The organism is Parabacteroides merdae ATCC 43184, assembly GCF_025151215.1.
Taxonomy (GTDB): domain Bacteria; phylum Bacteroidota; class Bacteroidia; order Bacteroidales; family Tannerellaceae; genus Parabacteroides; species Parabacteroides merdae.
Genome location: NZ_CP102286.1, coordinates 1,844,121 through 1,866,216, shown reverse-complemented (window position 1 = coordinate 1,866,216; position 22,096 = coordinate 1,844,121). Strand labels below are relative to the sequence as shown.

At 47.2% G+C, this 22,096-nt stretch carries 21 protein-coding genes; 17 read left to right on the top strand and 4 right to left on the bottom strand.

What is annotated here, in order from left to right; all coding sequences use genetic code 11:
- The first annotated feature begins 82 nt into the window (after window positions 1-82).
- The 5 genes from NQ542_RS17950 to NQ542_RS07690 all read left to right on the top strand — a co-directional run bounded on the left by NQ542_RS17950 (window position 83) and on the right by NQ542_RS07690 (window position 4,905).
- Window positions 83-193: a smalltalk protein gene (locus NQ542_RS17950; RefSeq protein WP_005635268.1), complete on the top strand. Its 111-nt coding sequence runs from the start codon at window positions 83-85 to the stop codon at window positions 191-193.
- A complete protein-coding gene (locus tag NQ542_RS07705) occupies window positions 190-654 on the top strand; it encodes an N-acetylmuramoyl-L-alanine amidase (protein WP_005635265.1) in 465 nt (154 codons plus the stop codon). Before NQ542_RS17950 ends, NQ542_RS07705 begins: the two co-directional genes overlap by 4 nt.
- Before the next feature lie 119 nt (window positions 655-773).
- A complete protein-coding gene (locus NQ542_RS07700; RefSeq protein ID WP_039849788.1) occupies window positions 774-3,149 on the top strand; it encodes an ABC transporter permease in 2,376 nt (791 codons plus the stop codon).
- Window positions 3,150-3,176: 27 nt separating this feature from the next.
- On the top strand, window positions 3,177-3,857 hold the full coding sequence (locus NQ542_RS07695; RefSeq protein ID WP_005635260.1) for an ABC transporter ATP-binding protein: 681 nt from the start codon (window positions 3,177-3,179) through the stop codon (window positions 3,855-3,857).
- Between the two features lie 106 nt (window positions 3,858-3,963).
- Complete coding sequence (locus tag NQ542_RS07690) at window positions 3,964-4,905, top strand: sugar phosphate isomerase/epimerase family protein (RefSeq protein ID WP_005635257.1); 942 nt, start codon at window positions 3,964-3,966, stop codon at window positions 4,903-4,905.
- A 223-nt stretch (window positions 4,906-5,128) separates the two neighbouring features.
- On the opposite strand, the gene NQ542_RS07685 is transcribed toward NQ542_RS07690, so the two are convergent.
- Window positions 5,129-5,557 (bottom strand): HIT family protein, encoded by a 429-nt coding sequence (locus NQ542_RS07685; RefSeq protein WP_005635255.1) that lies wholly within the window; start codon window positions 5,555-5,557, stop codon window positions 5,129-5,131.
- 290 nt (window positions 5,558-5,847) lie between these two features.
- Here NQ542_RS07685 and NQ542_RS07680 point away from each other — a divergent pair, with 290 nt between their 5' ends.
- Complete coding sequence (locus tag NQ542_RS07680; RefSeq protein ID WP_005635252.1) at window positions 5,848-6,153, top strand: hypothetical protein; 306 nt, start codon at window positions 5,848-5,850, stop codon at window positions 6,151-6,153.
- A 204-nt stretch (window positions 6,154-6,357) separates the two neighbouring features.
- Window positions 6,358-7,635 carry a hemolysin family protein gene (locus NQ542_RS07675; RefSeq protein ID WP_005635249.1) on the top strand — a complete coding sequence of 426 codons (1,278 nt, stop codon included), beginning with the start codon at window positions 6,358-6,360 and terminating at the stop codon, window positions 7,633-7,635.
- 7 nt (window positions 7,636-7,642) lie between these two features.
- Here the strand turns inward: NQ542_RS07675 and NQ542_RS07670 are convergent, their stop codons facing one another.
- Window positions 7,643-8,329, bottom strand: a complete 687-nt coding sequence (locus NQ542_RS07670; protein WP_005635247.1) for a potassium channel family protein — start codon at window positions 8,327-8,329, stop codon at window positions 7,643-7,645.
- A gap of 15 nt (window positions 8,330-8,344) precedes the next feature.
- The gene (locus NQ542_RS07665) at window positions 8,345-10,165 is read right to left on the bottom strand and encodes a TrkH family potassium uptake protein (protein WP_005635245.1); all 1,821 of its coding nucleotides are present in this window, start codon (window positions 10,163-10,165) and stop codon (window positions 8,345-8,347) included.
- Between the two features lie 225 nt (window positions 10,166-10,390).
- On the opposite strand from NQ542_RS07665, the gene NQ542_RS07660 reads away from it, so the two are divergent.
- The 7 genes from NQ542_RS07660 to NQ542_RS07630 all read left to right on the top strand — a co-directional run bounded on the left by NQ542_RS07660 (window position 10,391) and on the right by NQ542_RS07630 (window position 18,104).
- Entirely contained in the window at window positions 10,391-11,131 is a 741-nt protein-coding gene (locus NQ542_RS07660; protein ID WP_005635244.1) for an NUDIX hydrolase, read from the top strand.
- Between the two features lie 6 nt (window positions 11,132-11,137).
- Window positions 11,138-12,625, top strand: coding sequence for a xylulokinase (locus tag NQ542_RS07655; protein ID WP_039849777.1), 1,488 nt, complete (start codon window positions 11,138-11,140; stop codon window positions 12,623-12,625).
- Between the two features lie 40 nt (window positions 12,626-12,665).
- Complete coding sequence (xylA, locus tag NQ542_RS07650; protein WP_005635242.1) at window positions 12,666-13,994, top strand: xylose isomerase; 1,329 nt, start codon at window positions 12,666-12,668, stop codon at window positions 13,992-13,994.
- Window positions 13,995-14,081: 87 nt separating this feature from the next.
- On the top strand, window positions 14,082-15,626 hold the full coding sequence (gene xylE / locus NQ542_RS07645; RefSeq protein WP_005635241.1) for a D-xylose transporter XylE: 1,545 nt from the start codon (window positions 14,082-14,084) through the stop codon (window positions 15,624-15,626).
- Window positions 15,627-15,661: 35 nt separating this feature from the next.
- On the top strand, window positions 15,662-16,480 hold the full coding sequence (gene mtgA / locus NQ542_RS07640; protein WP_005635240.1) for a monofunctional biosynthetic peptidoglycan transglycosylase: 819 nt from the start codon (window positions 15,662-15,664) through the stop codon (window positions 16,478-16,480).
- Window positions 16,477-17,145: a lipoyl(octanoyl) transferase LipB gene (lipB, locus tag NQ542_RS07635; RefSeq protein ID WP_005635239.1), complete on the top strand. Its 669-nt coding sequence runs from the start codon at window positions 16,477-16,479 to the stop codon at window positions 17,143-17,145. The genes mtgA and lipB overlap by 4 nt, the downstream gene beginning before the upstream one ends.
- Complete coding sequence (locus NQ542_RS07630) at window positions 17,142-18,104, top strand: tRNA-dihydrouridine synthase family protein (RefSeq protein WP_005635238.1); 963 nt, start codon at window positions 17,142-17,144, stop codon at window positions 18,102-18,104. Before lipB ends, NQ542_RS07630 begins: the two co-directional genes overlap by 4 nt.
- Here the strand turns inward: NQ542_RS07630 and NQ542_RS07625 are convergent.
- Window positions 18,074-18,835 (bottom strand): exodeoxyribonuclease III, encoded by a 762-nt coding sequence (locus tag NQ542_RS07625; RefSeq protein ID WP_005635236.1) that lies wholly within the window; start codon window positions 18,833-18,835, stop codon window positions 18,074-18,076. The two genes, NQ542_RS07630 and NQ542_RS07625, sit on opposite strands and share 31 nt — an antisense overlap.
- Before the next feature lie 351 nt (window positions 18,836-19,186).
- Between NQ542_RS07625 and NQ542_RS07620 the strand changes: the two genes are divergently transcribed.
- The 3 genes from NQ542_RS07620 (at window position 19,187) to NQ542_RS07610 (ending at window position 21,984) form a co-directional block, all read left to right on the top strand.
- Window positions 19,187-20,236 (top strand): linear amide C-N hydrolase, encoded by a 1,050-nt coding sequence (locus NQ542_RS07620; RefSeq protein WP_005635231.1) that lies wholly within the window; start codon window positions 19,187-19,189, stop codon window positions 20,234-20,236.
- Window positions 20,237-20,280: 44 nt separating this feature from the next.
- The gene (locus tag NQ542_RS07615; protein ID WP_005635229.1) at window positions 20,281-21,048 is read left to right on the top strand and encodes an ADP-ribosylglycohydrolase family protein; all 768 of its coding nucleotides are present in this window, start codon (window positions 20,281-20,283) and stop codon (window positions 21,046-21,048) included.
- A 69-nt stretch (window positions 21,049-21,117) separates the two neighbouring features.
- Window positions 21,118-21,984: a hypothetical protein gene (locus NQ542_RS07610; RefSeq protein WP_005635227.1), complete on the top strand. Its 867-nt coding sequence runs from the start codon at window positions 21,118-21,120 to the stop codon at window positions 21,982-21,984.
- Window positions 21,985-22,096: the final 112 nt, after the last annotated feature.

The following is a 22,096-nucleotide window of genomic DNA, read 5'->3' as shown; positions in this document are numbered from 1 at the left end:
TAATTGACAATTAAAAGCAAGAGAAAAGCGTAGGGCAGGACCCTGCCCCATGCTTTTCAAATCATAAATCATAAATCTCATCATGGAACAAAAAAACGAAAAGAAATCTGTCTGGGGAGTGCTCCTCAAAGTGATCATCGCCGTAGCCAGCGCCATTGCCGGTGCGCTCGGCATAAGCGCCTGCTCGTTATGACGGCGGGATGTTTCTATCAGAATTATCGGGAGGTACGCCTCCTGATAATTCATTGCAGCGCGACGCGCTATGACCGCGATTTCCCGGTGGAGGCCTTGCGGGCTTCACACAAGGCGAGAGGATTTGCCGATATCGGCTATCATTTCTATATCACCCGCGACGGCTATCTCCACCGTTGCCGTCCCGTCAACCAGATCGGCGCACATGCAGCCGGGTGGAACGACCGGAGCATCGGCATCTGTTATGAAGGCGGCCTCGATGAGGCGGGAACCCCTTCCGACACCCGTACCTACGCCCAGAAATGTTCGCTGCTCGACCTGCTCCGCCAGCTCCGGCGGGACTATCCGGAGGCGAAGATAGTGGGACATTGCCAACTGAGTCCTTACATCCGCAAGGCCTGCCCTTGCTTCGACGCCAGGGAGGAGTATGCGGGATTGGAAGAGGAAGTGTCAAGAAAATAGACAGTGGTGTCTAATTATTAGACAGTCTGTTCGAATTGTTGGATATCTATTTTATTGATTATTTGCTCGTTATGCTATTTGGCATATTTTTTGTTAGTATTGAAGCAAAACAGTTGGATATGAAAACGATTTTGCGAAATTTCTTTAGTGTGCTCCGCCGGTTCAAGACGGCTTCTGTTTTGAATGTGCTGGGGTTGAGCATTGCTTTTGTGGCGTTTATGCTCATTATGATGCAGGTGAATTATGATTATACGTTCGACCGCAGCCACCCGAACGCCGATGCTATCTTCCGGGTGGATATCGTGCACGGAAGCAAAGGGTCGCAAGCCATTATCTGCCGTCCGTTCGCGCGGGCGTTTACCGGGTCTTCGCCTCTTATAGAGGAAGGATGCCTTTTGAGTGCTTGGACCGAAAGCCGTTTTTTCTATATAGAGGATGGCGGACAGCGGACGAGCTACAAGGAAGATGCGTGGAACGTGACTCCCGGAGTCTTGGAAGTGTTCCGTTTCGATATGCTCGAAGGAAGCGAGCGCTCTTTGGATGAGCCCAACAGCGTAGTCCTTCCGGAAAGCATGGCGAGAAAGATCTTCGGTGACGAATCGGCGGTAGGCAAGCAGCTGATCTCTGCCAATCCTATGGAAGATGCGAAAATCGTGAAAGGCGTGTATAAGGATTTTCCCCGTAACTCTGCTTTGAAGAACGTCATGTACACGTCGATGAGTCCGAAGGAAAACTATGATAACTGGGGAAACTGGAATTATTTTTTCTTTGTCCGTCTGGGCGAGGGGATGGATAAGGCTGAGGTGCTGGACAATTTCAAGCGTAATTTTAATGCGAAGGAAGCCTTCGGCAATGAGTTCGAATGGGGGGAGGAGAATAGCTTGGATCTCCGCCTGACCTCTTTGCCGGATGTCCATTTCCTGAGTAACGTGGATTTCGATTCGATGCCGAAAGCGAGCCGCCAGACGTTGCTGGTGCTTTTCTCCATCGCTTTTGTCATCCTTATTATCGCCGGTATCAATTTTACCAATTTCAGCACGGCGCTGACTCCTATGCGTATCAAGAGCATCAACACGCAGAAGGTGCTGGGCAGTTCCGACCGTACGTTGCGTGGAAGTTTGTTGGTAGAGGCGGTCTGCGTCAGTCTGTTTGCTTATCTGCTTTCGCTTCTTTTCTTATACATAATCCCCAAAACACCGGTAGTCTCGCTGGTGGATGCCGACATCTCGTTCGGGGCGCAGCCGATGATCATTGCCGGCACGGCTGTGATCGCGGCGATCGTGGGAGTGCTGGCCGGCCTTTATCCTTCCTACTATGTCACCTCTTTCCCGCCGGCATTGGTGTTGAAAGGAAGTTTCGGCCTCTCGCTTGCCGGGCGCCGGATGAGGAGCGTGCTGGTGGGGGTCCAGTTTGTGGCTTCTTTCATCCTGATTATCGGCTCTTTGTTTATGTACCTGCAAAATCATTATATGCAGAATGCGCCGTTGGGATATGACAAGGAGGAGATGATTATCGTGCATCTGAATAATACTATAAATAAGAACCGGGATGCTTTCACGGACCGGTTGAAATCGTTCTCCGGCGTGGAGGATGTGACCTATTCCCAATTCCTGCTTTCGAGCCAGGACCAGTACATGGGATGGGGGCGTGACTATAATGGGAACAACATCAATTTCCAGTGTCTTCCTGTTTCTTCTTCTTTCCTGAAAGTGATGGGGATAGAGGTCAAGGAAGGCCGTGATTTCCGTCCGGAAGACGATCAGAAGGAGACGGGTTGCTATATATTCAACGAAAAGGCGAAGGCGCAGTACGAATTGAAGTTGAACGAAAAGATCGACGGTGACGAGATCGTCGGTTTTATCCCGGATATCAAGTTCGCCTCATTCCGCCAGGAAGTTACCCCGATGGCTTTCTATCTTTGGGGCAAATACCAGTGGGGGCAGGAAGGCAACTATTATAATACCGCCTATGTGAAGTTCAAGGCGGGAAGCGACCTTCGCTCCGGAATGGAGCATGTGCGCGAGTCGCTGGAAAAGTTCGATTCGGAGTATCCTTTTGTGGTCCGTTTCTATGACGAGGTTTTACAGCATACCTACGAAAAGGAATTGAAGATCGGTTCTTTGATCACCTTGTTCAGCCTTGTCGCTATCTTTATCTCGATTGTGGGCGTGTTCGGCCTTGTCGTGTTCGAAAGCGAATACAAGCGGAAAGAGATCGCCGTGCGCAAGGTGTTGGGATCGACGACGGGAGAAATCTTGTATATGTTCAATGTGAGCTACTTCTGGATTTTGCTGATATGCTTCGTCTTCGGTGCTCCGGTCGCCTGGTACGGCGTACACCGTTGGCTGGAGAATTTCGCCTACCGTACGCCGATGTATTGGTGGGTGTTGCCGCTGGCTTTCCTGGCCGTAGGCGTGATCACGTTTATGACGGTGACGTATCAGAACTGGCATGTCGCTAACGAAAATCCGGTAAAGAACATAAAATCAGAATAAAATCAAAAAAACATAATTCAGAAAGTCATGATAAAGATCGAAGGTTTAAGTAAGTTTTTCCGTACGGAAGAGGTGGAGACGATTGCATTGAATAATGTTTCCCTGGAAGTGAAAGATGGCGAGTTTGTGGCTATCATGGGACCTTCCGGATGTGGCAAATCTACATTGCTGAATATCTTGGGGCTGCTGGACAATCCGACTTCGGGCGATTATTACCTGGCAGGCAAGGAAGTCGGGCATCTCAAGGAGAAGGAGCGTACGCAGGTCCGCAAAGGCAACATCGGTTTCGTGTTCCAGAGTTTCAACCTGATCGACGAACTGAACGTGTTCGAAAACGTGGAACTCCCGCTTACCTACCTGAAAGTAAAAGCCGGCGAGCGTAAGCAGATGGTGAACGATATCCTGAAAAGGATGAACATCAGCCACCGCGCGGGCCATTTCCCGCAGCAGCTTTCCGGAGGACAGCAGCAGCGTGTGGCCATCGCACGTGCTGTCGTTTCGAATCCGAAGATCATCCTCGCCGATGAGCCGACCGGTAACCTGGACTCGAAGAACGGAGCCGAAGTGATGCAATTGCTCACCGAACTGAACCGGGAAGGGACCACGATCGTCATGGTGACTCACTCCAAGCACGATGCCAGTTTCGCCCACCGGATCATCAATCTGTTCGACGGAAGCATCGTCTCGTCGGTGAACGAGTTTATCTGAGGTGCAGAAGAAAGAACAGGAAGCCGTTTGATTTTTTTTCAAACGGCTTTTTGTATGATTTCCAGAATAAAATCATACCTTTGGAGCAATCTAAATTTAATAGACCATGATCAATAGAAGAAACTTTTTGAAAAACGCGTCCCTGTTTACGTTGGGTGGCCTGATGGCCGGTAAGGTAGGGAATGCCGTTGCAGCGCAGCCTGCGACATCTGCCGCTTTCGAAGCGACGGCGGCCAAGAACATCGGTTTACAAATCTATTCTTTAGGCGACGAGCTCTACAAGGATGTTCCGGGAGGAATGAAGAAGTTGAAAAAGATGGGGTATCAGACCATCGAACTTGCCGGTTATGGGAAAGGCAAGATCCGTGATATCGAATTGATGGATTTCAAGAAGATGGCGGATGATGCCGGCATTACGATTCTGAGTTCGCATGTGAATCCTCCTGTTCGCGAATACACGAAAGACAACCTGAATACAATAAAGGAATACTGGAAGAAAACGGCTGACGACCATGCCAAGTTAGGAGTGAAATATCTGGTGCAGCCCGGCCAGCCCAGTACCCGTAACGTGGAAGAAACGAAATTTGTTTGTGAAGTCTTCAACGAAGCCGGAAAGATCGTGAAAGCGGCCGGCATACCGTTCGGTTACCACAATCACGACATGGAATTTGCCAAGGTGGTTCCCGGCGGCACGGAAATGAAGTTCGGACGCCATAACAAAGGCGAAAAAGTGTATGACATCTTCCTGGCGAATACGGACCCGTCATTGGTTTTCTTTGAGATGGACGTTTACTGGGCCGTGATGGGCCAGCAGGATCCGGTCGAGTATATCACGAAATATGCAGACCGTATCAAAGTGCTCCATATCAAAGACCGCTATGTCCTGGGGGATTCCGGCATGATGAACTTCGAGCAGATATTCAAGCATTTCTATGCAAACGGCCATAAGGACTATTTCGTTGAAATGGAAGGTACGGGTAGCGGACATCAGTTCGAAGGCGTGAAGAAAAGTGCCGATTACCTGCTGAAGTCTTCGTTTGTAAAGTAAGCAGACACGGAAGCATTAATAGAGTAAGAGGTGTGTCGAAACTATCCTGTTCCCGCGCTTGACGCGGGATCGCATTAAAACCAGCCCTATAAAAGTCTGATTGATAAGGTCTGTCCTTTTGCATCCCCGCATCAAGTGCGAGGATAAGGAGATTTTGACACACCTTCCTATATGTTATGTCCGGAAATCTTCCGCGTCCACTTTTGCAACTTCTGTGCCTACCTTATAACGCCTCTTTGATCTTTTCAACCATATCCTGGTATTCCGCATCCGTCAAGTATACTTTTTGCGGGTTCATGGTAAATGTCCCGCCGAAGTCAGGGCCTCCTTCATATTTCGGGGCCAGGTGGAAATGAAGGTGCGACAGTTTATCCGAATAAGCGCCGTAATTGATCTTTTGTGGATTGAATACTTTCTGCATCGCGCGGGTCACCCGTACGACATCGGCCATGAATGCGTTCCGTTCTTCGTCGCTGAGCATGTTCAAGTCGTGTACGTGGTCTTTGTAGGCAACCAGGCAACGCCCGCGATACGTTTGTTCCTTGAACAGGAACAGTCTGGATACCGAGAGAGGAGCGATTTCGATCATCAGCTCGTGTAAAGTCTGATTGTTCTGGCAATACAGACAATCTTTGGGATCACTTAAATTCATATTTTATTAGATTTCATTAATGATGTGGCTAAATTAACAATTAAAATGGAGATTGGAAGAGGTGTGCCACATTTATTGTAGAAAAAATACACGGACTTCTACACTTTTTCCCATGTTTTATGGTTGGGCATCCGATGGTTTGCTCTTTTTCTACCCCTTATTTTGTAAGCTCTGGGACACTTTATCATGTTTTTGGCATGCTGTTGTGGTACGATCCTTGTACTTGTTTGATCAGATTGAATAAAGGTTTTAGTAATCACTTAGGTATTAATTTTTAAATTGTTAGAGTCATGAAAAAGATTGTTTTAATGGTAGCGGTAGTAGCATGTGTGGCATTCGCATCACAAGGTGTACAGGCATCAGCTGTACAGGTATCAGTCGAAAACGTAATGCAGGACGATTTTGTGAAAATCGAGGTAAAGGAACTTCCCCAGGCCGTGCAGGATGCAATCGCCAAGTCTTACGAGGGCAGTACGGTGAAGGAAGCCTATGTTGCCGGTGCCGACGGTGCTAAGAAGTATAAAGTCGTCCTTGTCGACAAAGATCAGAAGGAACAGACGGTTGTTCTGAATGAGAAGGGCGAGGTAATCGAGTAAGTATGTATCTATCTCCCGATACTGTTTTCTAATAAAATTTTAAATAAGAGTTAGTGAAACTTATCGACACATGAAGCCGTTCTGTCTGCGAAGATAGAATGGCTTTTTTTATATATTAATTAGATTTATTTTCATCTTGTTAGATGTGAGAGTTCGAATAATTCATATCTTCGCCTCTCTAATCAATCGCTGTGTATATAGCAAATGGAAATATTTATTATTATCGGTCTTATCTTATTGAACGGCCTTCTTTCTATGTCGGAAATTGCTTTGGTGTCAGCTCGTAAGGCTCGTCTTGAGCTGGAAGCAAAACGTGGAAACAAATCTGCCAAGACTGCTTTGAAGCTGGCAAACGAACCGGACCGGTTTCTCTCTACCATCCAGATCGGGATTACGCTTATCGGTATTCTGACCGGTTTGTATTCGGGCGAGGCTTTTGCCTATGACCTGGCCGAGCATGTCCGCCGCATTCCTTTTCTGGAACCTTATGCGTTGGGGGTTTCCAAAACCACAATTGTCGTGATCGTCACTTATCTGACATTGATTATGGGCGAGCTGGTCCCCAAACGTATCGGTATGGGCTATGCTGAGCGTGTGTCGATGCTCGTTGCCAAACCGATGAATTTCCTTTCGCTGGTCGCCTCGCCTTTCGTGTGGCTGTTATCCAAGAGTACGGCGTTGACCGTCAGACTGATCGGAACCGATGCGACTGAAGAAAACAAGGTGACGGAGGAGGAGATCAAGGCGATTGTCAAAGAAGGCTTTGATGTCGGCGAAGTGCAGGAAGTCGAGCAGGACATCGTGGAACGCGTGTTCAATCTGGGCGACCGTAATGTCGGTTCTATCATGACACACCGCAGCGAGCTTGTCTGGCTGGACCTGACGGACAGTATCGAGCAGATACGCGAGAAAGTCCAGGAAAATCTTTTCAACATCTATCCGGTTGCTGCCGGAAAGTTTGACGATATCAAAGGCGTCGTCTATCTGAAAGACTTGTTCGGCCGTATCGACGAGCCGGATTTCTCTTTGTCGCAGGTGATTCGTCCGGCGGAGTTTATGCCGGAAAACCAGAGTGTGTATAATGCGTTGGAACAGTTCAAGCAGGCACGTGTGAAATATGGCATCGTCACGGACGAGTTCGGAGGCATCCAAGGGATTGTCACCTTGAAAGATATCATGGAAGGTCTGATCGGGCAGGTTCCCGATGTGGGGGAAGAGGCCGAGATCGTCGAGCGGTCCGACGGGACCTGGCTGGTGGACGGGCAGTACAACTTCTATGACTTCCTTGAATATTTCGACATGGAAGATTTGTATGCCGAGCATGACTATAATACGCTCAGCGGCCTGATCCTGGAGATTCTGGAACGGGTTCCGAAGACCGGTGAGAAATTGAGCTGGTTGAACTTCGAATTCGAGATCGTCGATATGGACGGCGCCCGTATAGATAAGGTTTTGGTTTCCAAGATACCTCAGAAAGAATAAACCGGCGTCAGATATCTGCCAGCCTGTGCAACACTTCCATCTTGCCGAAAAGGATGAGCAGATCACCTTCTTCGACTCTCAGGTCTCCGGTGATTTTGTCGATGACGGAGTATTGGGTTTGTTTTAACCCGATCAGGTTGCGTTCTGTCTTGGGGCGTTCGATGCCGACAAGGCGCACTCCGAAATTCTCTTCCAGGTCTATGGTCTGCAGGGTCTGTCCGACAAAGGTGACTGGTGCTTTTATCTTGTAGAGATGGTGTGTGTCCGTCACTCTGTACCATTGTTTGAAGAGTTCCCCAAGTAAGGATTGGGATGCGTACATACCGGCGAAATCATCTTCCGGAGTGATGATCTCCGCTACACCGATCGAACGGATCACTGCCTCGTGGATGGGAGAAATCCCTCGTACGATCAGTTTGTTCACATCTAAGTTCTTTAGCAGGGCTACAGTCTGTATGGAGGTCCCGAAGTCCTTGCCGAAGGTGACGAAGATGGCATCCATCTCGTTCAGTGGTAGCGTGTTCAAGGCGTCTTTGTCCGTCGTGTCGAGGCTGATTGCTCCGGATATGGTGTGTTTGACCGCTTCGGTCTTGTGCGGGTTGATATCTACGCCGATCACTTCATTGCCGATGCGTGTCAGGCTTTCGGCGATGGCGCGTCCCAGGTTTCCTAATCCGATTACTAAATATTTCATATTGTATTCTTTATGTTACATTAATATATTTTCCTGTGGATAGGTGTAATTCTTCTTTTTGTATTCCTTGTAGAAACTGATAAAGAAGGCCAGTATGCCGATACGTCCGACCAGCATGGTGAAGATGATGACCAGTTTTCCCGAAATGCTCAGTAACGGGCTGAAGTTCAAACTTAACCCTACCGTGCTGAGTGCCGACACGACTTCGAAGATCAAGGTGAAGACCGGTACGTCTTTTTCGGTAATGGACAATATCCAGACGGCCGCCCCCAGCCAGCAGAAATAGAAAACGATTGTGGCGAAAGCCCTGCGTATGGTTTCCGGTGATATTTCACGTTTGCGGATTTCCACATTCTCTTTCCCGCGGGCGGCGTTGTGTGCGGTCAGCAGGGCGACACAGACGGTCGTTACTTTCAAACCGCCGCCGGTAGACATGGGAGCGGCGCCTATTATCATCAGGATCAGTGTCAGCATGAGTGTTCCGGTAGTCAGCGTCCCCATATCCGCGACGCAGAATCCGGCCGTACGCGGGGTGACGGCTCCCAGGAATGCATTGGCAAGCTGTCCTCTGAACGGCAATCCGGCGAGCGTATTGTCTATTTCCAGCAGATAGTAGAAAAATGTACCGCCGGCAAGCAATACCAACGTGCTGATCATCACGATGTACGTGTTGATATTGATAATTCTGGGGGTATGGATATAATGCTTCTGCTGTCCGATTACGATCTTGAATGTATTGACAAGCAGATGTCGTAACAGCTTCAGGTAGTTGAAAACAATCGGGAAACCTAGCCCGCCGAATACGATGAGCAGGGCGATCCAGACATGCAGGTTGTATTTTTGGGCGACCAGCGGGTCATACATGTTTCCGCTCAGCGTCGAGATCCCAGCATTGCAGAAAGCCGAAACGGCATGAAACACAGCGTAGAACACTTCTTCCTGCGTGCCTCCCGGCAGCCCTCCCTTTATATCCAGATAAATCAGGTAGGCCCCTACGCCTTCGATAAACAGTGTCACGAACAGGATGTTAAGGATCACCCGGAACAGCCCGTTCACCCGGTCTTCGTTCAGCATGTCTTTCAGAACGAGCTTGCTGGTGAAAGATGAATGCCCCATGAAAGAAAGGGCAAAAAAGCTGGTGAAAGTCATGACTCCTATACCGCCGATCTGGATAAGAAACATGATGATGATATGTCCTGTATGCGTGAATGTCGTTGCCACATCGACTGTCGTCAGTCCGGTCACACAGACGGAGGTGGTCGAGATGAACAGGGCATCTACGAAATGAATCCCGTGCACCGTGGCGTTTGGCAACATCAGCAATCCCGAACCGACAAGGATGACGAACACGAAACTCAGCAGGAACAGGAGGGACGGCTTGATATGGCTTTGTAACAGCGTGAATGTCTGCCGCGACAAATGGATGGCGCTCAGCAACAGCAGGAGGAAATAAACGAACAGCGGTTCCGTGAGGAAACCGAGGTAGGGCAGCGACTGGTGAATGGCTTCTTTGAAGAATACTTTGCCCGATAGCACGGCAAAGAGGAAAAAATAAATGCCGATATCCAGGTATAACATTTTCTCTTGTATGATCTCTTTGAATTTCAAAATATACCGAAGCGATATCCCGGTAAAGAAAGCCAGCAGGAGGTAAACCCGGCTGGTTTCCAACATATGGGTGACATGGGCCGAATATTTGAATCCGAACTGATAGACCAGGATGAAGAGGGAGGCGAGAGAGGCGACGAGTATGATCCCTTCGGCCACCATGTTCAGCAAGCCCTTCATATTCGCCCAGTACATTCGGAATGAGAACTGTAGATGTTTGATATCCATAGTACGTCTTTTTTTAATAACAAATGTATTGAATAAATGTTAGAAGTTTCTTCCCTTTCCGGATAATCGCATTAAAATTCAGGTTTGGTACAGTTCCTTTTTCTGTGAGTGATAATGTATGTTAAATAACGGGCTTTTTAGCCTTTTGAGTAGATATTGTTCGAATTACATTATGTCGTATATCGTTTTAACCTTATATTTGCGGAGAATCTTTATTGGGATATTATGGAAACACAGGAAAATAAGCATGAAATGTTTTATCCGCACGTTTCGGTCGATTGCGTATTGCTTGGGACAAACGAAGATAAACTGTGCGTGTTGCTCGTCGAAAGACAAGTTGCCGGTAGTAACGAGAAACACTACAAATTGCCGGGAAGCTTGATTTATGAGAGTGAAGATCTGGATACGGCCGCTTATCGTGTCTTGAACGAAGCGACAGGTCTGAAACGTGTAGCCTTGAAACAGTTCCGCAGTTTCGGCTCTCCTGCCCGTACCAAGAATAAAGAGGATGTGCAATGGCTGGAAAATGCTTCCAAAATGAAAATCACACGAATCGTGACGGTCGCTTATCTGGCGTTGTGTAAGTTTGGGAAGAAAATGACGATGGGGGAGATGTCCGATACCCTTATTTGGGCACCTGTAAATGAATTGCCACATCTGCCATTCGACCATAAGGAAATTGTTGAAGCTGCCGGCGAAGAGATACGGCGGTGGGTGGATGTCGAACCGGGTATCGTTTTCGATTATCTTCCGTCAAAGTTTACGGCCTATCAGTTGCGGCGCATTTTTGAGATCATTTATAATAAGACGATAGATGTACGCAATTTCCATAAAAAGATGACGGCGATGGAATATGTCGTGCAGACGGATGAAGTGGAAACGGGAGTGAATCATCGGGCAGCCCGCTATTACCGGTTCGATAAGGTGAAATATAACAAGTTGCATTCGAAGTTTAATAAGATATGATATAGTATGTGTTTATTAGGTTGTGATATCGGAAGTTCTTCGGTGAAGGCTTCTATTGTCGATAAAGATACGGGGTTGACGCTTGCCTCTGATTTTTATCCGAAAGAAGAGGCGGCGATCAAAGCCGTGCGTCCCGGATGGGCGGAGCAGAATCCGGATGACTGGTGGATGTATCTGAAAGAAGCGATAAAGGGTGCGATCGCGAAGGCGGGCATCAAGGGAACGGAGATAGATGCGATCGGCATCTCGTACCAGATGCATGGGCTTGTATTGGTGGACAGGAAGATGCAGGTGCTGCGTCCGTCGGTGATCTGGTGCGACAGTCGTGCGGTGCCTTATGGGGATCGCGCTTTCAAGTCGATCGGCGAAAAGCAATGCCTGGCACATCTTTTGAATTCTCCCGGAAACTTTACGGCTTCCAAATTGGCATGGGTAAAAGAGTATGAACCGCAGATATTCGGACAGGTGCATAAATTCATGTTGCCTGGTGACTTTATTGCCATGCGCATGACGGGCGATATTGTCACGACTGTTTCAGGCCTTTCGGAAGGAATTTTCTGGGATTTCCGGAATAATAGCGTTTCTGAAGATCTGATGAACTATTTCGGGTTCAGCAAGGAACTGGTTCCGGATATCCGTCCGACTTTCGGTGTGCAGGGGGAATTGCTCGGATCGGTCGCTTCGGAGTTGGGTTTGAAGAAGGGTACGCCGGTTACCTATCGGGCCGGTGACCAGCCGAACAATGCGTTGTCGCTAAATGTCCTGAATCCGGGCGAGATAGCCGCTACGGGCGGTACGTCGGGGGTCGTGTATGGTGTGAACGGCAAGGTGAACTACGACATGCTGTCCCGTGTGAATACGTTTGCGCATGTGAACCATTCGGCCGACCGGACGCGTTTAGGGGTCCTTCTGTGTATCAACGGGGTCGGAATCCTCAATTCGTGGGTGAAGCGGAATGTAGCTCCGGAAGGTATAAGCTATCCTGCATTGAACGAGCTGGCGGCGACTGTTCCGATCGGTTCGGAGGGCCTCTCGATTCTGCCTTTCGGGAACGGTGCGGAGCGTATGTTACAGAACAAGCAGGTGGATTGCTCCATTCACGGGCTGAATTTCAACATTCATAATAAAGCTCATGTCGCCCGTGCCGCACAGGAAGGGATTGTCTTCTCTTTCAAATATGGCATGGATATCATGAATGAGATGGGGATCGATATCGGGGTGATCCGTGCCGGTAATGCCAACCTGTTCCTAAGCCCTATTTTCCGGGATGCGTTGGCTGGTGTGACAGGAACGGTGATCGAACTTTACGATACGAACGGGGCTGTCGGGGCTGCCAAAGGCGCCGGTATCGGGGCCGGCATCTATGCGTCGGCGGAAGAGGCGTTTGCTTCCCTGAAAAAGATCAATGTGATAGAGCCGGACGGACTGAAAGCGGATAAATACTGCGGGGCTTTCGAGGTCTGGAAAGAACGGTTGGAGAAAGCATTGGCGTAATAAACGAAAGCATTGTATAATCAATAAAATACTTATTATCATGAATTACTTTAAAGGTGAAAAAGAATTTTTTCCGGGAATTGGAAAAATAGAGTTTGAAGGACGCGAGTCAAAAAATCCGATGGCTTTTCATTACTATGATGAAAACAAGGTCGTAATGGGTAAAACTCTGAAAGACCACCTGCGTTTCGCTATGGCCTATTGGCATACATTATGTGCGGAGGGAGCCGACCAGTTCGGTGGCGGAACGAAGACATTTCCTTGGAATGCGGGCGCAGACCGTATTTCCCGTGCCAAGTATAAGATGGATGCTGCTTTCGAATTTATGACGAAATGTAACATACCTTACTATTGTTTCCACGATGTGGATGTCGTAGATGAAGCACCGACGTTGGCCGAATTTGAAAAGGACCTGCATACGATGGTCGAATATGCCAAACAACATCAGGAAGCGACGGGGAAGAAGCTGTTGTGGTCTACCGCCAATGTGTTCGGGCATAAACGTTATATGAACGGGGCTGCCACAAATCCTTATTTCCCTGCTGTGGCTTGTGCCGGCACGCAGATCAAGAACGCGATCGATGCTTGTATCGCTTTAGGTGGCGAAAACTATGTGTTCTGGGGGGGACGTGAAGGGTATATGAGCTTGCTGAACACCAATATGAAACGCGAAAAGGAACATCTTGCCATGATGTTGACGATGGCACGTGACTATGCCCGCAAGAACGGGTTCAAAGGTACTTTTCTGGTTGAGCCTAAACCGATGGAACCGACTAAACACCAGTATGACGTGGATACGGAAACGGTTATCGGCTTCTTGCGCCATTATGGTCTCGACAAGGATTTTGCCATTAATATCGAAGTGAACCATGCCACATTGGCCGGGCATACATTTGAGCATGAACTTCAGGCTGCCGCCGATGCCGGTATGTTGTGCAGTATCGATGCCAACCGTGGTGATTATCAGAATGGTTGGGATACGGATCAGTTCCCGGTTGACATCTACGAACTGACACAGGCTTGGCTGGTTATCCTCGAAGCAGGCGGTTTGACTACCGGAGGTACGAACTTCGATGCCAAGACACGTCGTAACTCGACCGATCTGGATGATATTTTTCTGGCTCATATCAGTGGTATGGATTCTTTTGCCCGTGCTTTGATGGCTGCTGCCGATATCCTGGAACATTCTGATTACAAGAAAATGCGTGCCGAACGTTACGCTAGTTTCGACCAGGGTGACGGTAAGAAGTTCGAAGAAGGTAAACTTCTCCTCGAAGACCTGCGTACAATCGCTCTTGCCTCTGGCGAACCGAAGCAAATCAGCGGGAAGCAGGAATTGTATGAGATGATTATCAATCAGTACATTTAATAACATATAAATAATGTTTTATCCGTTACTTTTGAATCAAACCAAAAGTAACGGATAAAACATTATTTACCTATATGAATCTCTATCGTGAAAAACAACAACTATTACATTTTTGGAATTACCCTCGTGGCGACATTGGGGGGATTATTATTCGGATATGATACAGCGGTGATATCCGGGACGGTTGAATCGCTGCGTAAATTCTTTATCGAACCTTTCGGGCTACCATTGGATCAGGCAAATGCGCTTGAAGGATTCGTTGTAAGCAGTGCCCTGATCGGTTGTATCTTAGGTGCTTCTTTTGCCGGTTGGATCAGCCAGCGGTATGGACGGAAACCTACGCTTGTGTTGGCTGCCATCCTGTTTTTGTTGTCGGCAATCGGTTCGGCGTGGCCGGAGTTGTTTGTCGGGATGCCTGGTAGCGGAGATCACACGTTCATGTACCTTTTTGTGCTTTACCGGATTGTCGGAGGAGTAGGAGTCGGTTTGGCTTCTATGGTTTCCCCGATGTATATTGCTGAGATGGCCCCGGCGGAGAAACGAGGAAATCTGGTGTCATGGAATCAGTTCGCGATTATTTTCGGTATGCTTGTCGTCTATTTTGTGAATTACAGTATCGCGTTGCAGGGAGATGCCGCCTGGTTGCATACGATCGGCTGGCGTTGGATGTTCGCGTCCGAAATCGTCCCGGCTTTGCTCTTTCTGGCCCTTCTGATGTTTGTACCGGAAACGCCTCGTTATTTGGTGATGCGCGGTAAGACGGATAAGGCATTGTCTGTATTGGATCGTTTGATGGGAAAAGAAAGAGCAGCACCTGAATTGGTGGAAATAAAAGAAAGTTTCAGGAAACAGGAATCCTCCATGCGTCCCTATTTTCTGTTTATGGGGATGTGGCTGGTGTTGTTTCTGCTTTTGTATGGAGCATTGGAACTGGCTGGAAACACGAGTGCTTTGGAGATCGCTTTGATTGGTAGCTTTTTTGTATCTCTGGTCTTCCCGGTGCGTTCATTCGGCGTGCTGATCATATTTGTCGGTGTCCTTTTGTCCGGTTTCCAGCAGTTTGTCGGGATCAACGTCGTGTTGTATTATGCGCCGGAGATCTTTAAGACAATGGGGGCCGCCACTGATGCCGCCTTGTTACAACAGATCGTGGTAGGAGCCGTGAACCTCTCTTTTACCGTGCTGGCTATCTTTACGGTCGATCGGTTCGGTCGCCGTCCGTTGATGATTATCGGAGCATTGGTCATGGCCGTCTCGATGATGATCTTGGGGACGACTTTCTATACGCATTCTGTCGGTATCGGTTCGTTAGTTTGTATGTTGGTGTACACGGCTGGTTTCGCGATGTCGTGGGGGCCGGTCTGTTGGGTATTGCTGGCAGAGATTTTCCCGAATACGATCCGTTCGACTGTTATGAGTATTGCCGTTGCCGGGCAGTGGATTGCCAATTTCCTTGTCTCCTGGACTTTCCCGATGCTCGATAAGAACCAGTATCTGACCGATACGTTCAATCATGGCATGGCCTACTGGGTTTATGGTGTCATGGGAGTTCTGGCTGCCTTATTTATCTGGAAATTCGTTCCCGAAACAAAAGGTAGGACACTAGAGCAGATGGAACAATATTGGAAATAAATCCGTAAGTTTGCTGTCCGAAAAGACAAGAATCGATGCGCATATTGAAAAAAATACTGATAGGAAGCCGGAACCTGTTGCTGTTCCTGTTTGTTTCTAGTTTGTTGGCTGTGGTGGCATATAAGTTCATACCTGTTTACTACACTCCGCTGATGTTCATCCGCGTCTACGAACAGGTGCGGGATAGCAAGCCCATCAAGCTGGAACACAAATGGATGCCTTTGAAGCAAATTGCCCAGCCATTGGTACAGGCGGTCGTGGCTTCGGAAGACAATCTTTTTCTCGACCATGACGGTTTCGATATGATACAGATTCAGAAAGCCCGTGCCGATGCCGAAAAAGGCAAACGTGTACGAGGAGCGAGCACTATCTCGCAACAGACTGCCAAGAACGTGTTTCTCTGGCCCGGAAGGACTTATTTGCGCAAAGGCATCGAGGCTTATTTCACCGTCCTGATCGAATGGATTTGGGGGAAAGAACGTATCATGGAAGTTTATCTGAACTCGATCGAAATGGGAGACGGTATTTATGGTGCTGAAGCAGTCGCACAGGCTCATTTCAAAAAGCCGGCCTATAAACTGACAAAGGCGGAAGCGGCTTTGATCGCTGCGACCTTGCCGAATCCCCGCAAGTTCAACTCTGCAAAACCTTCTCCTTATATGCTGAAACGGCAGACGAAGATCATGTCGCTGATGGGGAAACTGCTTAAGATCGAAATGGGGTATGACAGTGGTGATCCCGATTCTGAATCCGGCAGTAGGAAGGTGCGTAGACGGAAGAAGCTCCGGGCGGAATCCGACACGACGGTCCGTCTGCCCGAAAAAAATATTTACATAAGAACGATAATCATATGAGTCATTTTATATATCACGACCTCGGACGTATCGAATATGAGAAGGCATTGGAACGCCAGACGGTTGCTTTCAACGCCTTGTTGGAAGCGAAAGCACAAGGCAGGACCGGGGAAAACCGGTTGTTTTTCTGCGAACATCAGCCGGTACTGACTATTGGAAAAAGTGGTAAGGACACCAACCTACTGATCCCGGAAGAACAGCTTGTGCAGCGGGGTATCTCTTTTTACCATATCAACCGGGGAGGGGATATCACGTATCACGGTCCCGGACAAATTACCGGATATCCGGTCTTCGATCTCGATACCTGGAAGTTGGGACTCAAGCAATATATCGACAGGTTGGAAGAAACCATTATCCGCTTTTTAGCTATCTATGGCATTAAAGGGGAGCGGCTCGCGGGAGCTACAGGTGTGTGGATTGATCCTGGTGTACCGAGAAAAGCCCGTAAGATTTGTGCGATCGGTGTGAAAAGCAGCCGTTTTGTCACCATGCACGGTTTTGCTTTGAATATAAATACCGACTTGGATTACTTCTCTTTGATCAACCCTTGCGGCTTCAAAGATAAAGGGGTTACTTCGCTTGAGAAAGAGATGGGGATGGAGCAGGATTTTGAAGAGGCCAAAGCACGTCTTCATTCACTTTTCACTGAAATGTTTCCGGAATGATGGAACCGTATGTTATTCATTTTGCCCCATTGCAGGGTTATACCGACTCGGTTTATAGGGAAGCACATGCACAAATATTCGGAGGTGTCGAAACCTATTACACTCCGTTTGTCCGTCTCGAAAAGACTGGCTTTCGCAATAAGGAGTTGCGGGATCTTGTACCGGAAGCAAATACATCCGCCTCACTTGTTCCCCAGATGATCGCAGCTTCGCCCGAAGAGTTCCGCCGGATTGCTGGTTTGTTTCGTGAATCAGGGTACCGGCGTGCTGATATTAATTTGGGTTGTCCTTTCCCGATGCAGGCACGACAACATCGGGGAGCGGGTATCCTGCCTTATCCGGATGAGGTGAAAGTGTTGTTGGAAACGATTTTTGAATTCCCGGAGATACAATTCTCGGTCAAACTGCGGTTAGGTTGGGATTCTCCTGAGGAGGCGCAAGCGCTTCTTCCTTTTTTGAACGGATTGCCCCTCACACATCTCACATTGCATCCCAGGATCGGTACGCAGCAATATAAAGGAAAGACTGACCTGAGTGCCTTCTCCCGATTTTATGATTCATGCACGCTTCCGCTTTTCTATAATGGAGACATCCGGACTTTGCCGGATATTCGTTCGTTAACCGGACGTTTTCCCCGTTTGAAAGGTATCATGATAGGACGTGGTCTGCTGTCTTCTCCCTGGCTGGCAACGGAATATATATCCGATACCCCGCTTACCGCTCAGGAGAAGATAGAGAAGTTGTCTGCTTTCCATGCCTTACTGTTAGCGGGCTATTCTTCCCGTCTGGAGGGAGGCGAACACCAGGTACTCGACAAGATGAAGACCCTTTGGGATTACCTGTTGCTGGATGCAGAAAAACGGCTCCGGAAAAAAATATTGAAAAGTTCCCGGTTGGCAGATTATCAAGAGGCAGTGCGGAATTTGATTTACGACACCTCGATCACTGCCGGACAATGATCCGAATGAACAGCCTCATTTAAAATATACGCTTTTTCCACTTGTGCTTTCATCGGTTCGCTGACCATGCAATAGTCAATACGCCAGCCCTTGTTTTTGGCACGGGCACTGAAACGATAACTCCACCAAGTATATTCCTGTTTGTCCGGATTGAGGAGGCGGAACGTGTCGATATAGCCGGCATCCAGGAAACGAGTCATCCATTCCCGCTCTTCCGGAAGGAAGCCGCTGTTCGTCGCATTGCGTACCGGGTCATGAATATCAATCGGTTCGTGGCAGATATTGTAGTCCCCGCATAAGATCAGTTTCGGACGCGATTTTTGTAGTTCCACTACATAGTTCTGGAAATCTTCCAACCATTCCATCTTGAATGCCTGACGCTCATCGCCGCTCGTACCCGAAGGGTGGTAAACGCTGATCACCGACAGATCCCCGAAATCGGCCCGGATGAAGCGCCCCTCGTTATCGTATTTTTCGATTCCCATTCCATATTCTACATGGTCCGGTTCTCGGCGGCTCAGGATTGCGACTCCGCTGTAGCCTTTCTTCTGTGCACTGAAAAGCCACGCTTTGTAGCCAAGTGCTTCAAATGCTTCGGCTGGATATTGTTCCGGTTGTAACTTGGTCTCCTGCAGGCAAAGTACGTCGGGTTGTTCTTGTGCCAGCCATTCGGGCAATCCTTTTCCTACGGCAGCACGCAGGCCGTTTACATTGTATGTTATAATTTTCATCTCCTAATACTTATTTTAATGATAAGACAAATGTAATGTATTTTCTTCTATTGACATATTTTCAGTGAGGTAACCTCACCAAAATATAATTTCTCCTTTTTCACAGGGAGGAAACTTTCGGCACAGTCATCAAAATGACACCTCTTTCCTATCTAAATTGAATTAATAGGGCATCCTAATCTTGCCAAAACGTAAGAACAGTATGGATCGGAATTTTCGATGAAATAGAAAAATGGTGCAAAAAGGAGGGATTGTTGATTTTGTTCTGTTACAAGTTGTTTTGAACAACTGGAACTATCATTCTCATATCCCTGTTATAAATATAGTTTGGACATATTTAAAATTATAGTTATGGCAAAAAGAAATAAGTTAGCCGTCTTTTCAGTGGTAGCTTTAGGCATGATGTTTTTTGCAGAGCAAAACAAAGCTTGTACGCGTGCGGTCTATCTGGGACCGGATGATATGATCGTGACAGGGCGGACGATGGATTGGAAAGAGGATCCGCAATCGAATATTTACCTTTTCCCTCGGGGAATGGAGAAACGGGGAGGGATTACGGACAATACGGTGACGTGGACTTCCAAATATGGGAGTGTCGTGACTGCCGGATATGATATCGGAGTTTGTGACGGTATGAATGAGAAAGGCCTGGTGGCGAACTTGCTTTTCTTGACCGAATCCTCTTATCATCGTCCGAATGATAGTCGTCCGGTGATGGGATTGAGCATCTGGACACAATATGTCTTGGATAATTTTGCGACGGTGGACGAAGCTGTGAATGAATTGAGCCTGGAAATTTTCCGTATCGATGACCCTGATTTACCTAACGGAGCAAAATCGACTTTGCACCTCTCGATTTCGGATGCGACCGGGAATAGTGCCATCTTTGAATATATCAACGGCAATCTGATTATTCATGAGGGACGAGAATGCCAGATAATGACAAATTCCCCTACCTATGACAAACAGTTGACTTTGAATGATTACTGGAAAGAGATTGGCGGTCTGGTTATGCTACCCGGGACAAACCGTGCTTCTGATCGCTTTGTCCGTGCATCGTTTTATATCCAGGCATTACCGCAAACCGATAATTTCAGGCAGGTTGTTGCCGGAGTTTTTGGTGTGATGCGCAATGTTTCGATTCCTTTGGGAATCTCTATCCCCGAACAGCCCAATATTGCTTCGACTCGCTGGCGTACGGTAGCGGATCAAAAAAATAAAGTGTATTATTTCGAGTCAACGCTTAGCCCCGATATTTTTTGGATCAATTTCAAAGATTTGAATTTTAAAACCGGAGCTCCGGTGAAGAAGTTGACGCTCACGGGTAGAGAGATTTATGCGGGTAATGCCGCCGGAAGGTTTCAGGCTGGAAAGTCACTTCACTTTCTGTTTGGGATATAGAAGGTTGTTTTGTATTTTTATGTCCGAATAAAAATGAGAGTAATATGATAGGAGCAATAGCCGGAGATATTATCGGTTCCGTATATGAGTTTGATAATATAAAGACAACGGTTTTTCCGTTATTTACCAGGAAAAGCAATTATACGGACGACACGATTATGACGGTCGCTGTGACTGACTGGCTATTGTATGGAGGGAATCTCGTGCAAGTTATGCATCGTTATGGCAGGGAGTTTCCGTGTCCGATGGGAGGCTATGGAGCACGTTTCGGGCAATGGCTTTGTGAAACGAATCCACAGCCTTATAACAGTTGGGGGAATGGTTCGGCTATGCGGGTTAGCGCAGTTGGGTGGGCTTTTGGTTCATTGGAAAAAACATTGCAAGTGGCTGAAGAAACGGCTGCCGTTTCCCATAACCATCCGGAAGGGATCAAAGGGGCTCAAGCTGTGGCTGCTGCCATCTATCTGGCTCGTACAGGAAAAAGCAAGCAAGCTATCCGGGAATACATTGAAACGACTTTTTTATATGATTTGAATTTTTCCTGTGACGAGATCCGGCCGGACTATTGCTTTAACCCAAGTTGTCAGGGAACTGTCCCGGAGGCGATTGTCGCTTTTTTGGAAAGTACGGATTTTGAAACTGCAATTCGTTTGGTCATTTCTCTCGGTGGCGATTCAGACACGTTGGCCTGCATTACGGGAGGGATAGCAGAAGCTTTTTATGGAATGTCTGAAGATTGGAAAATCGAAGTGTTGAGACGGTTGCCAGAGGCTTTTGTCGAAGTTGTTGAAGAATTTTATCAAAAAATATGATTGTAGGATTTCTTTTTTTGTACATTTGCGATATTCTTTATTGATGAAAACCTATTTATACATTTGAATATGAAACGAGTTCCCTTTTTTTACTATATCATGGCATGCCTGTTATCCATATGCATTACTGCGTGTGATAAGGAAGAGCAATTGATTGAAGATGAAATCCCGGAGATGATTAAGGCTGATCTCTCAAAAAGATATCCTTCTGTGGAAATCCTGAATTATCAGGAATATTCGAATTTTTCTCAAATAAATGTTATAGATAAAGACCAAAATGAAGCTTCGATCTGGTATGTGGATGATATTTGGAAAATGACTCGCACGAAGATTGCTGATTTCAACCAGCTTTCGCTTGAAGCACAAACTGTTTTTGAAAATTCCAAGTATCGTTTTGCCCAATTTGAAAATATATACAAAACGGAGCGGGAGGGGATGGATAGAAGCCTTTATACATTACATTTCCTGTATCAGTGGAAAAATGTTAAAGATATGACACATTACGTTTGTCTGAATGATGACGGGATGTTCTTGGCTGTATATACATGGACACCGAATGACTCTACCTGGTTTGTTGATTTGCCGAAGGCTCATTTTGACTTTATCTATAAGAAATATGACGGTTCTGAAATTAGAGGATATCAGAATAATGGAGGATATTATGATTATTTTGTCCTTCATAACGACACCCTTAAATTTGTTTCTTTTAGAGGAGAGGTTGAAACTGATTATTATTTTTGGAAAGAGACAAGGTATGAAATCAGTTTAGATACGAAAGTCCCTGATAATGTGGCCAGGGTCTTGAAACGGGACAATCCCGATTTTGTTTATACAAACCTTTATTATATTGAATCTCCTGAAGGGAATGCCTATTTTTTCCAAGATAAGAATGATGACCGGGAATTAGGATACACTATTGCCGAAGATATTTCTTAGATTTATATTTCTGAAATTCTATAAGTAGAAAAGTCCCGTCTTGACAAGGTAAAAGTAAACCTTTTTCCCAGCCGCCTTGTTCTTTTCCCGAAAACATGTAAAAAACGGCGTG